This is a genomic window from Mycobacterium sp. ST-F2, from assembly GCF_001905655.1.
GTDB lineage: Bacteria > Actinomycetota > Actinomycetes > Mycobacteriales > Mycobacteriaceae > Mycobacterium.
This window is the reverse complement of the sequence record NZ_JMHT01000041.1, coordinates 40,127-51,437: the sequence shown is the minus strand read 5'-3', so window position 1 is coordinate 51,437 and position 11,311 is coordinate 40,127. Positions and strand designations below refer to the sequence as shown.

At 64.9% G+C, this 11,311-nt stretch carries 11 protein-coding genes and 1 pseudogene; 8 read left to right on the top strand and 4 right to left on the bottom strand.

Annotated features, from left to right (window positions below):
- Positions 1-126: 126 nt before the first annotated feature.
- Positions 127-462: pseudogene (locus EB75_RS30175) on the top strand (zinc-ribbon domain-containing protein); the annotation flags it as partial.
- Between the two features lie 12 nt (positions 463-474).
- Positions 475-2,067 carry a zinc-ribbon domain-containing protein gene (locus tag EB75_RS16180; protein WP_286150217.1) on the top strand — a complete coding sequence of 531 codons (1,593 nt, stop codon included), beginning with the start codon at positions 475-477 and terminating at the stop codon, positions 2,065-2,067.
- 711 nt (positions 2,068-2,778) lie between these two features.
- On the opposite strand, the gene EB75_RS16175 is transcribed toward EB75_RS16180, so the two are convergent.
- On the bottom strand, positions 2,779-3,204 hold the full coding sequence (locus EB75_RS16175; protein WP_073696373.1) for a PPOX class F420-dependent oxidoreductase: 426 nt from the start codon (positions 3,202-3,204) through the stop codon (positions 2,779-2,781).
- Positions 3,205-3,346: 142 nt separating this feature from the next.
- Here EB75_RS16175 and EB75_RS16170 point away from each other — a divergent pair, with 142 nt between their 5' ends.
- Complete coding sequence (locus EB75_RS16170; protein WP_073696372.1) at positions 3,347-3,817, top strand: nuclear transport factor 2 family protein; 471 nt, start codon at positions 3,347-3,349, stop codon at positions 3,815-3,817.
- Between the two features lie 3 nt (positions 3,818-3,820).
- Here EB75_RS16170 and EB75_RS16165 read toward each other — a convergent pair whose 3' ends face one another.
- Complete coding sequence (locus EB75_RS16165) at positions 3,821-4,330, bottom strand: allene oxide cyclase barrel-like domain-containing protein (protein WP_083612336.1); 510 nt, start codon at positions 4,328-4,330, stop codon at positions 3,821-3,823.
- A 196-nt stretch (positions 4,331-4,526) separates the two neighbouring features.
- On the opposite strand from EB75_RS16165, the gene EB75_RS16160 reads away from it, so the two are divergent.
- Both EB75_RS16160 and EB75_RS16155 read left to right on the top strand, forming a co-directional pair.
- Positions 4,527-5,549: a linear amide C-N hydrolase gene (locus tag EB75_RS16160; RefSeq protein ID WP_073696371.1), complete on the top strand. Its 1,023-nt coding sequence runs from the start codon at positions 4,527-4,529 to the stop codon at positions 5,547-5,549.
- Between the two features lie 57 nt (positions 5,550-5,606).
- Complete coding sequence (locus EB75_RS16155; RefSeq protein ID WP_142239641.1) at positions 5,607-6,236, top strand: hypothetical protein; 630 nt, start codon at positions 5,607-5,609, stop codon at positions 6,234-6,236.
- Positions 6,237-6,465: 229 nt separating this feature from the next.
- Here EB75_RS16155 and EB75_RS16150 read toward each other — a convergent pair whose 3' ends face one another.
- Complete coding sequence (locus tag EB75_RS16150; RefSeq protein WP_142239640.1) at positions 6,466-6,762, bottom strand: hypothetical protein; 297 nt, start codon at positions 6,760-6,762, stop codon at positions 6,466-6,468.
- A 209-nt stretch (positions 6,763-6,971) separates the two neighbouring features.
- Between EB75_RS16150 and EB75_RS16145 the strand changes: the two genes are divergently transcribed.
- Complete coding sequence (locus EB75_RS16145; RefSeq protein WP_073696368.1) at positions 6,972-8,375, top strand: FAD-dependent oxidoreductase; 1,404 nt, start codon at positions 6,972-6,974, stop codon at positions 8,373-8,375.
- Positions 8,376-8,393: 18 nt separating this feature from the next.
- The gene (locus tag EB75_RS16140) at positions 8,394-8,993 is read left to right on the top strand and encodes an alpha/beta fold hydrolase (RefSeq protein ID WP_073696367.1); all 600 of its coding nucleotides are present in this window, start codon (positions 8,394-8,396) and stop codon (positions 8,991-8,993) included.
- Between the two features lie 19 nt (positions 8,994-9,012).
- On the opposite strand, the gene EB75_RS16135 is transcribed toward EB75_RS16140, so the two are convergent.
- Positions 9,013-10,455 carry a glycoside hydrolase family 183 protein gene (locus EB75_RS16135; protein WP_073696382.1) on the bottom strand — a complete coding sequence of 481 codons (1,443 nt, stop codon included), beginning with the start codon at positions 10,453-10,455 and terminating at the stop codon, positions 9,013-9,015.
- 217 nt (positions 10,456-10,672) lie between these two features.
- Between EB75_RS16135 and EB75_RS16130 the strand changes: the two genes are divergently transcribed.
- Positions 10,673-11,296 (top strand): TIGR03085 family metal-binding protein, encoded by a 624-nt coding sequence (locus EB75_RS16130; protein WP_073696366.1) that lies wholly within the window; start codon positions 10,673-10,675, stop codon positions 11,294-11,296.
- The last annotated feature ends 15 nt before the right edge of the window (positions 11,297-11,311 follow it).

The window sequence follows — 11,311 nt, the reverse complement described above, 5'->3', positions numbered from 1 at the left end:
GGCGTACAGATGACGCGGAAGACACTTTGAACATGACAGTTCGACCCACAATAAAACAGCAGTTCAGGGTAGGTTTTAAAGAGTCATTAGGGCCGCGTCATCACCCACGTCATCAAAAGCGTGCGTATGGCGCGGCCCTATGGCGTTCATCCACACCCGCACACGCAAAGACGGCAGCCTCTACTTTGCGGTCTACTACCGGTCGGACATGTCGCCGACGCTCCGCCGAATGTCGTTGCCTGGCTGTACGTTCACCGCATGCGTGCAAAGCCGCCGCTGGGGCGCTCTCTGGCCGAGGTAGCGCCGCTTGTCGCTGCCGACTGGCATCCGGCTCTCAACGGCGACCTGACGCCCTCCGACGTGTTCCCTGGCAGTGACTTGAGGGCCTGGTGGCGGTGCTCACAGTGCGGCTATGAGTGGGCGACCAAGGTGTGGCGGCGTACGGGGCGAAGGCAGGGGTGCCACAAGTGCTCTGTGGCCCGCCGAGCAGCGGCCTACGCCACGCCAAAGCCGAGGGAGTCGCTCGCCGAGGCCGCCCCCGAGGTCGCCGCCGAGTGGCACCCGACCCGCAACGGTGACCTGATCCCGGCGGCAGTCCGCGTTGGTAGCGGCAAGCTGGCCTGGTGGAAATGCTCGCAGTGCGGGCATGAGTGGCAGACCGCGATCAACAAGCGTGGCCGCGTCGGCATCGGCTGCCAGAAATGCGCTGGCGTGCAGTTCGGAATACGACGCGCCACACCCAAAGTTGGCCGCAGCTTTGCTCACGAGTACCCCGACGCCGCCGAAGAATGGCACCCCTCGCGCAACGGCGAGCTGACCGCGTTCGATGTGCGGCCATCGAGCAACAGGCGTGTCTGGTGGCGGTGCGCTGCCGGGCATGAATGGGACGTATCGCCCGCTAATCGCACCCGAGGCGAGCAGTGCCCAGAGTGCGACGACGTCCGCAGAGCCATCGAAAAGGCGACACCGAAACCTGGCCGATCACTCGCCGACCTGCACCCCGACATTGCCGCCGAATGGCACCCAACGCTCAACGAGCCGACCACGGCTGCTGACGTGAATCCTGGTGGCAGACAGAAGCGTTGGTGGCAGTGCAAGGCTGTCGGGCATGTGTGGGCGGCGCCACCGTACAAGCGCGTCGACCGGGGCGACGGCTGCCCCGACTGCTCGACGATTGGCGTTTCGGCCCGCCAGGTGCGCCTTGAGTACGAGCTGGCGGCGGCGGGCCTGCCTGTCGCGCACGGCCACCCGGCGATACCTGTCACAGGGCGTCGGCCGGTCCGTGCCGACATCGTCGTGCCCGGGCTGCACCTCGTCGTCGAGTACGACGGCGTTAGGTTCCATGCCGCACTGGACAAGCGCGACCGCTCGCAGACCGCTGCACTCATCGCTGCCGGGTGGACTGTGCTGCGGGTACGCGAGCTGCCCTTGCACAGCCTCGGCGGGCATGAGGTGTTCGTAACCCCAACCGAGCTAATCAAGTCTGTCAGCGTGAAAGTGCTACGCGCACTTGAGAATATGGGCTACACCGCCGAGCGCCTCGACGAGTACATCAGCGATCCGCAACTGTGGGGCGAGGCAGAGGCGAACAAGGCGGTCCACAAGCACCGGACCATCAGCCTCGCCAGTGAGTTTCCGGTCGTCGCTGCTGAGCTGCACGCCGACAAGAACCACGGGATCACCGCCGACCGCATACACCCCGGCACGCACACCAAGTTTGTGTGGACGTGCTCGCAGTGCTCGCATGAGTGGACGACGGCGGTGCAACTGCGCACCACCGGCAGCGGCTGCCCGAAATGCGGCTACCGCACTGTGGCGCGCAAGCGCACGCAGCCGCCGCCGGGCGGGTCGTTCGCTGACCTGTTCCCCGAAGCCGCACGCGAGTGGCACCCCACACGAAACGGTGCGCTGGGGCCGAATGAGCTGCGGCCAGCGAGCGGTGTGCGGGCCTGGTGGCTTTGTGCGCGCGGGCACGAGTGGCAGGCAGTGGTGAGCAGCCGCCGCAAGAGTCGCTGCCGCCAGTGTTACGACATCGAGCGGCGCCGCGGCGATAGCATCCCCAGATGAGTACCCGGCGCTGGTGCCCGAAATGCGGCGCGCACGTGGACGTTGGCGACGACGATTTCCTTGTGCGGCATTACAAGACGATTGCCAGTGGCGAGCATCGCAAGTGCCCCGGCAAGACTCGTGGCGCCGTAGAGCGACCTTCATCTATCACGGTCGTGTGTGGTGGCCTGCCGAGCCACTCACGGCGCCGATAAGGGCGGTGGTGCGACTGCCGCTTCCTAGCGGCGCGGCCCACCCATTGGAAATTCCGAGAACCAGGTGGGTAGCACCATGTTTCGCTCCTCGCCGCGAAAAGCCTTGTTGCTCACATGGCTCTTTGTGCAGGAACGCTCTCGCCTTTCGGCACGTGATTTGCATTCGGTGCAAAGGTCTTCATCCCAGCCTGGTCGGGTGGTCGGTTTGTCGCGCTTTTTCTTTGCCACGACTTCAGCTCCCTTGTTCGCTGGGTGTCACCTCAGGTAGTGGCCCACGAGTTGGTGGACTTTACGTTATCCCGGTGCGCTTCACATGTAGCGTTCAACGAGCCTCGACCGCCATCCGCTCGAAGCGGCCTCATCTCGGCCGGGCGGCGAGGCTTGCGGCATTGATCACAGACGCGGCGGCGGCCGTTGCCTGTCTCAAAGCGCTCGCCGCAACGCTGGCACAGCTTGGCCATCAACATGCCGGTGGGGCCACAGTCGGGCCCACCGCAGACCCCACAATCCCCTGGGTTCAGACGTTACGGATGTCCGCCTTGAGCAGATGGGGTTCGGTATCGGTGTCGTCGATGCCGAAGCTGATGATGCGACGGGGCGTGATGCGGATGATCGCGGAATCGAGGGCATCGCCTGCGGGGCCATGTTGTCCTGACGCTGTCACGGCCTGTTGGGCGGTGCCGCGTATCTCCAGGCACCGCACGCGCCATGGGTTGCGAGAGGCGATGTCGTCGACGACGAAGGACACCTTGTCGTGGTGGGCGAGGTTGCGGAACTTCTGGCTCTTGGCCATGTTGTAGCCCGAGATGTCGATGGTGCCCAGTTCCTCGTTGTAGGTGAAGCCCACCGGGCTGACCTGCGGCGTGCCGTCGGGCTGGATCGTGGCGAGTCGCCCGAGGTCTGCTGCCTTCATGAATTCGATTTCGTGTGGTTTGAAGGACATGCACTCCACGCTAGAACCTCAACCAAGGTTGAGGTCAACCCCCCGTGCACATGACACGCTTCGTAGTTTCGATACCGCCATGTGGTGAGCTGGATTCCGAATACCCGTGACAGAAAATGAAACACGTTCTAGTCTCGCTTTCATGGGTAACCTGGAGGCGATCGCTGACATTCATCGGCTCAAGTACCGGTACTTCCGGTCCTTGGACCTCAAAGAGTGGGACACCTTCGGGGACTGCCTCGCTGCCGATGTCGTCACCCGCTACGGCACACACGCGATGGGTGAGCCGGCGCATTACGAGGGACGAGACGCCGTCGTCGACTTCATGCGGACCAACCTCGACAACGGCATCATCACGACCCATATCGCCAGCCACCCCGAGATCGACATCGACTCCGACACCACGGCGCACGGTTCGTGGGTGTTCGAGGACACCGTGATCGTGCCGGGGCACGCGATGATCCGCGGCTCGGGCTATTACTCGGATACCTACCGCAAGGACGAGGACGGTGTGTGGCGGATCGCCGGCACCGGGTACCAGCGCATCTACGAGGCGCTCACGTCGCTGGAAGATATGCCGAGTTTCAAGTTGCTGGCGAACCGCTGGGCCTGAGGCCTAGTCCGTCACCACGTTCAGCACGAAGTTGGCGTCGGTCTGGTTGGGTACCTCGGGCGGCACCTGCGCGGTGCCGTCACCGCGGGCCTTGCTGTACTTGCCGCTGCCTCCGACGATCGAGACCGGCAGCGTTTCGCCCTTGCTGAACACCGCGGCTCGGTCGGCCAGCATCTGGATCGAAATCTGACCGCCATCCAGGATGAAGGTCTCGGTGCACGAGACGTCACCTGACGTGGCGTCTCCGCTGACGGTCGTGCACACCCCTGCCGTGCGTCCGAGCTTCGTGCCACCTTGGCGATCGAAAACGTCGCCGGAGAAGATGAACTGGTCGCCGGGACCCTCGCCGGGAGTTCCGAGATCGACGCTGGTCTGCCCGGTGTCGTGCTCATAGAAACGCAGCGTTGTGACAGTGGGCGCGGATTGATCCTTGCCTTTGTCTCCCGGGGCGCAGGACATCGTCAGCAGCAAGGTAGGGATCAGCACGGCCGTCGTAGGACGAAACATGTTCATGGGTCTTCCTCTCAGAGGGTGAATAGCTACCGATGGCCGCAAACCATCGGCTGACCGGCAAGACCTCCTCACCCCTGCATTCAGCTGCGAGTTCCCTGTGAGGAACAGTTGTCTGTTGAGCATCCCACTCGCGCGGCGCAATTGATAGCAAACAATTCGGCGGTTGTATCCGCGGCGGAAAGTTAGGCTTGCTCCGGTGTGCACACGAGTCATCTGGCCTGACGCGGGCGACGCGGTCCTGGTCGGCCGCAACATGGACTTCCACCGAGACCTCATGACCAACCTGTGGAAGCAGCCGCGCGGCGTGACCCGCGACGATGGCGTCACCGGCAAGCTGACCTGGACCTCGAAGTTCGGCAGCGTGATCGCCACCTCCTTCGACATCATCTCGGTGGACGGCATCAACGAGGCCGGCCTGGCCGGGCACGTGCTGTGGCTGGCTGAATCCACCTACGGCACACCAGATGACGCGCGGCCGCAACTGAGTCAGGCGATCTGGCTGCAGTACTTCCTCGACAACTTCGCGACGGTGGCCGAGGCGGTCGCGTGGATCGGCGAGACCGACGTGCAGGTGGTCCAGATGGACGACCCCACCGGCGGCGACCCGCCGACCATTCATCTGGCGCTCGATGATGCCACCGGCGACTCGGCGATCATCGAGTATCTCGATGGTCAGCCGAAGGTGTACCACAGCAAGAACTTTCGGGTGATGACCAACTCGCCCACCTACGATCAGCAGCTCGAGCTGGTGAAGAACTTCGAGGGCCTCGGCGGCACCGAACCGTTGCCGGGCTCGACGTTGGCCTCCGACAGGTTCGCCCGGGCCACGTACTACGTTGGGCGGCTGCCGAACCCGTCCAGCCAGGTCGAAGCGATCGCGAGCATGTTCTCGGTGATCCGAAATGCCGCGCAGCCCTTCCGGATTCCCGACCCGGGCAAGCCCGACGCCTCGCAGACCATCTGGCAGGTGGTGCTGGATCTGACCAACAAGCGGTACGTCTATGAGTCCACGACGCGACCGAACATCGTGTGGGTGGATCTGGCCGATCTCGATTTCGGCGAGGGTAGCCCGCAGCTCAAGCTTGATCTGATCAGCGATCTCGCCGTCGAGGGCGGCATTGCGGGCAACGTCGCCGACAAGTTCGAGGACGCGGGGCCGATGACGTTCCTGTCGCTGTCGCTTCTGCGTGAACTGGAGAAGGCCAAGGCGGCTGATTGAGCGGCACGTCTCGGCTATTGCCGAGACGTGTCGTTGACGCTCTGACACGCTGTGCACGTGGACCTGATGTGGCGCGTCGTCGCGCTGACCGTTGCGACGTTCACGGTGTTGCTTGCCGTGCGCCGAGTTGTGATGGTCGTCAGCGGATTGGTGTTCGCGCGCTATGTCGCCGTCGGCGGGTTGGCGGCGTTCTCTGTGGATCGCGATGGCGCCGACGGCTATACGGTGCGGTTCCAGGTCGGCGGGCCGGCGGTCTTTCACAACGTGACGGTGCAACTGTTCGGTCCACCGGAAGATGTCGCACCGACGCCACCGGCGTTGCGCCACACCATGATCGCGGGCGACGATCCGCTCGAGTGGACTTTTCGGCTGCCCGACGACGTGGCGGCGCAGACGTGCGCGATGGTCACGTGGGTACGGCCGTACCTGCAGGGTGTCGAATCCGAAGCACTCGCGCACTGGCTGCAGACCGATCGCGTGTACGAATGGCGGTGGTACTCGGATACCAACCGCCACGTGCGGACGGTCCTCCGGTTCGCCGCCCGTCGCTGGTCCGTCGGCGGACAGTCACAGCGGGAGTTGCCGCTGTACGGGCGGTGGCGGCGCACGTCGTCGAACAGCAGCGCTGATCTGTTGGGCCCGGCGGCGACCGCACCACCGATGCCGAAGCCACTTTCGGGCCGGTAGTGGCTTCGGGCCGGCGATCTTTGCCACGCCTGCGTGCGGCAACGCTATCCGCCACCGCGAAGGGGGATGTTCCTGCCCTCTGTGAATGCCCGAGAAAGGCAATCGAGATGGGCAGGAATGAGCCCATCTGATTTGGTGGCTTCACACCAATTTTCAACGAGCCGTTGAATCTTTCTCGGCAGAATCAGAAGGCCCGATCTGTCCTCCAACTCGGGTGGGTTGACCCGGCTTACCCGGTCGGCGCCGGCCTGAGCAGTGCGATCAGGACGTTGTTGTTGCCGATGCCGCCGTGCGTCCTGACATCCCAGCCCATGGTTCCCTTTCTGACGTCCCAACCTGCCGTGGCCTCGCGAACGTCCCAGCCCATCGAGCGCGCCGTCTTGTTGATGTTGTTCACGGCGTTGAGTTGGCCGTGGTTGAGCGAATCGACAGAGTCGTCGGCGAACGCGAGCCCCATCGGTGCCGCTGCGAACAGCGCGCCCGCAATAGCGGTTCCACCGACAATTCGCGCAATTTTCTTGTTCACGGGAGCTGTTCCTTTCCTGTGCACTGACTGTGAATTGCAAATGACGCATAAAGCGGATGCATTTAGATTACGTCGACGTCAATTAAAGTGCGAGTATTTGACCAGGGAATATGCGCATATTGGCCGGCGTCGAGTCGCGGGGTGGAAGCGGCGCCAAACCTCATCTATTTGACGGATGTGTAAATCCTGTGGGGATGTTTTCGTGACGCATGGGAACAAACCTGCTGGGTGAGCATGCGGTGGTCCTGGGCGCGGGCATGAGTGGGCTGCTCGCTGCCCGCGTCCTTGCCGACCGCTTCAGGGCGGTCACCATCGTCGAGCGCGACGAGCTGCCCGACGGTCCCGACAGCAGGCGGGGAGTGCCGCAGGGCCGGCACCCTCATGCGCTGCTGGGTCGCGGCGCGCTGATATTGGACGAGCTGTACCCCGGAATTCTCGGCGAGCTGGTCGCCGACGGCGCCCCCGTGTGGAATGACGGCGACCTGTCCAAAGTGCACACCTCGTTCCGCGGCCATCTGACCGTACGTTCCGGCAAGGCTCTTGATGGTCTCAACGCGATCGCCATGTACCAACCGAGCCGGCCGCTGCTGGAACACCACGTCCGGCGACGCACCTCAGCGTGTGAGAACGTGACGATCCTCGACCGCCACGACGTCGCGGAACTGACGCCGTCGCCCGGCCACACCCGAATCACCGGAGTCCGAGTAATCAATCGGGACAAGGACACTGTGCACGAGTTGTCTGCCGATCTGGTGGTAGACGCCATGGGCCGGGGTGCGCACACGCCGGCCCTATTGGAGCGTCTCGGGTACGGCCGGCCCATCGAAGAACACATCCCCATGCGCACCACCTACGTCAGCCAGAAGGTGCGGATTCGGCCGGGAACGCTCCACGAGGTGCTTGTGAACATCAGTCCGGCGCCAGGGCGGCCGGCGGGGATGTTCTTGGTGCGCTACGAGGACGACACCTGGATTTTCACCGTTTTCGGCATGGCCGGAACGGAGCCGCCCCACGAACTCGACGACATGCTCGCGTTTGCCGGGGCGTACGCGCCGTCGCACCTGCTCGATGCGGTGCGCGGCGGTGAGCCACTCGCGCCCGTCGTTCAGCATCGGATGCCGTCGAGTCAGCGGCGCAGATACGACACCATGCGGCGTTTCCCCGAGGGCTTGATCGTCACCGGGGACGCGATGTGCAGCTTCAATCCGATCTACGGCCAGGGCATGTCGGTCGCAGCGCTCGATGCGCTCTCGCTTCGAGATGCATTGCGCGGCGGCATGACTGACCTTCCTCGCCGCTACTTCAGGGCCGCGGCCAAGGCGATAGACATCGCATGGGACCTCTCCGCGGGGTCCGACCTCGCGTTTCCGGAGGTCGACGGATATCGCCCGCTGAAGGTTCGGCTGAACAACCGGCTGGCTGACTGGGTGTTGAGTGCCTGCGAGACGGATCCGGCCGCTGCCGCCCAGTTCTTCCTGACCGCCAGCCTGATCGACCCGCCCGAGCGACTACTCCGTCCGTCGTTCCTGTATCGCGTTGCTCGCGTCAATAGGCGTCGGCGGCAACGCGATTCGCAGCCGGACCTGATCGAAACGGCTTCGGTGCCGTTGTGACGGTGTAAGGATGGGCTCATGACAGTCGTTCTCGTGCATGGCAATCCGGAGACCGACGCGATCTGGGGGCCACTCGTCGGCCATGACTGGGGCGGCGGCCACGTGCTGACGGCCGTCATGCATCGGCCTGAACTCGTCCGCAGTTGGGTGAGCGACGTCATCGGAATACTCGACCCGGACTACGTCTGGCATGACCTGGCTCAGGTGTGGCAGACGCCGGGGGAGGGCGAGCAGCTGGTCGACACGATGCTCGGCGGTGCTGTCGAGGACCGCGTCGCCCAGATGGTGGCACTGGGCATGCCGCTGGATGTCGCCACTGCCCTTGCCGCCGCACAAGGTCCTGAGATGGGGCGGGCGATCCTGGCGCTCTACCGGTCGGCGCGCCAACCTGCGATGGCCGAGGTCGGCCGTGACCTCGAGAAGTTGCGCGCCAGGCCCGGTCTCGCACTGCTGGCCACCGATGATCCGTACATCGGCTCCGACGAAATCCGGTATCGCGCAGCGGAACGCGCGGGTGCGCGCACCACGGTGCTCGACGGGCTCGGCCACTGGTGGATGCTGCAGGACCCGGCGCGCGGCGCGGCGGCCCTCACCGAGTTCTGGGGCAAGCTCGACTGAGCATCAAAGCCCAACTGGCTCAGGGCAGTACGGTGTGCAGCAGCATCACGTTGTATGCCGACCACAGCGACAGCGTGAAGTACAGATCGCGACCGGTGGACCACGGGTGCAGATACGGCGCGTAGACGCCACCGGGGAACTGCTGCGACGACACCACCAATTGCTCTGGGCCCCAAGGTCCTTGCGGCGTCGGCGCAGTGCGGATCACCACGTCGGACAAGTTGTTGCAGTACATCACCAGGTACTGCTTCAGGTAGGTGTTGTACTGCACCGACATCTCACCGACCGGGCCGGGAATGATCGGCGACGCCGCGCCGGGGTTGTTCGGCACCCACGACTGGCTCTCGTTGTTCCAGTACTCGTACTTGCTCATGTCGGGCAACAGGTTCTGCGGTACCCGGGAGACGTACGCGGATCCGCTTCGGCCAGAAGGGGTTCCGTACGAGTAGATGTAGCCGTCACTGCCCTTGAGGAACGCGCCCTGCTGGAAGTTCTCATTGCCGGGCAGGTAGGCGACCCGGGATACGCTGTCCGGCGCCATCGGCCGGACACTGCTCGGGTAGACGCCCCAGTTCTGGCCATTGTCATTGGAGACGGCGATCGCCGAGTAATTCGTCGTCCACGCGCCGGCGCTGTCCCAGTTCTTGATCGACATGAAGCTGGCGTACTGCGTCTTGCCCACCGAGACGCCGGACGTCGGGATGATGCCCTTCTCGACGGGCGCCCAGCGGATGGTGGGGATGGTCTGCTTGGACAGGTTCGGCTGCCACTCCGGTGAGCCCGAATAGGGGTTGGTCACCGAGCCCGGCGGGATATGGACGCCGTGCGACAGCGTGCGGTCGTTGGTACGGAACATGGTGTTGTAGCGCCACTGCTGGTTCCGGGTACCGCAGTAGCCGTAGGTGTCCCCGAACATCATCAGCACCTGGTTGTTCACCGGGTCGCCGTTGTCCCACATGATGCCGAGATCGGTGCCGGAGATGCCGAACCGCTGCAGGGTGTCGCCCCCGGCGCTCTGGTCGCCGGTCACCCAGCCCACGAGGGACGTGGTGCCCGCGTCGATGGCGGGCGCCGGTTCGGCGGCAGGTTGGGGCTGAGCTGGGGCGGGTGCAGGCTGCGCCGCGCGCGGCTGGACCGGCGGCTGCGGAACCCGCGGCTTGGTGGGAACCACACCGGCCTGCTGTTGCACGGTGCCCTGGGTGAAGGCGCTGAGTAGCGAACGGGACAGTTTGCCCAGATTCGGCAGCGGCGCTTTGTCGTTCGCGTTGCTCGGTCGGTGGCCCCGGGGCGGCGGCATGACCCCGCCCTGTCCGCCTGTCTGCATGCCGGGCGGCGGCGTGGCTCCCGCATTGGGGCCGGTGCACGGGTCGGCAGCTGCGCGGGGCGGCGTGATGCCGGCAGCTCCGCCGAGAACGACGGCGGCCGTCAAAGCCACCGATGCAATGCGAGGACGCGGCGACACGGTCACACCTTTCGGATGGCGGGCGGCGCTCGGACGCCAGCGATGGGGCTTTTGTGACCATAGTTATCAATGAGGTTGTTGAGACCTCTGCTGTGCGGATGGGTACCCATCTGTAACCGCGTCGCGATCGTTCACCTGGCGTTTGCCCGGCGGAGGTGATCCACGTCGCAATGCCCGCGTCAGGCCGTTCGACCCTCGTCCGACCTAGACTCCAGCCATGACCGCCGCTCAACGCGAACGTGCCGCACTCGTCGAATCTCTACGCGCGCACGGGCCCGATGCACCGACTCTGTGTGAGGGTTGGACCGCCCGCGATCTGGCCGCGCATCTCGTGGTGCGGGAACGTCGACTCGATGCCGCGCCCGGCATCCTGGTGCCGCAGCTCGCCGGCTACACCGACCGGGTCCAGGCACAGGTGACAGCATCCACCGACTGGGAGACGCTCGTCGACATGATCGCCGCGGGCCCGCCGTTGTACTCGCCGTTCAAACTGCTCGACGCCTTCGTCAATGTCGCCGAGATGTTCATTCACAACGAGGACGTCCGCCGGGCCCAGCCGACCTGGGAGCCGCGGGAACTGGACGAGCGACTGGTGTCCGCGTTGGCGGGTCAGGTGGCGAATATGGCACGTATGGGGATCAAGAAGCCGCCGGCCCGGATCGTGCTCGTGACTCCCGAAGGCCGTCGCCTGGCTGCGGCCGGCCGTGGTGCCGAGGTGACCGTGACGGGTGCGCCCGGCGAACTGCTGCTCTTCGCGGCGGGTCGCGGACCCGCTCAGGTGGACTTCAGCGGGCCCGACGACGCCGTCGCTGCTGTCCGGGGTTCGAACCGCGGATTCTGACCGGCGGTCGCGCAC

What these genes read in the sequence shown, in the direction of transcription:
- EB75_RS16175 (WP_073696373.1), bottom strand. Translation starts at nt 3,204, where the DNA reads ATGTCCTTCAAACCACACGAAATCGAATTCATGAAGGCAGCAGACCTC.
- EB75_RS16170 (WP_073696372.1), top strand. Translation starts at nt 3,347, where the DNA reads ATGGGTAACCTGGAGGCGATCGCTGACATTCATCGGCTCAAGTACCGG.
- EB75_RS16165 (WP_083612336.1), bottom strand. Translation starts at nt 4,330, where the DNA reads ATGAACATGTTTCGTCCTACGACGGCCGTGCTGATCCCTACCTTGCTG.
- EB75_RS16145 (WP_073696368.1), top strand. Translation starts at nt 6,972, where the DNA reads ATGGGAACAAACCTGCTGGGTGAGCATGCGGTGGTCCTGGGCGCGGGC.
- EB75_RS16140 (WP_073696367.1), top strand. Translation starts at nt 8,394, where the DNA reads ATGACAGTCGTTCTCGTGCATGGCAATCCGGAGACCGACGCGATCTGG.
- EB75_RS16130 (WP_073696366.1), top strand. Translation starts at nt 10,673, where the DNA reads ATGACCGCCGCTCAACGCGAACGTGCCGCACTCGTCGAATCTCTACGC.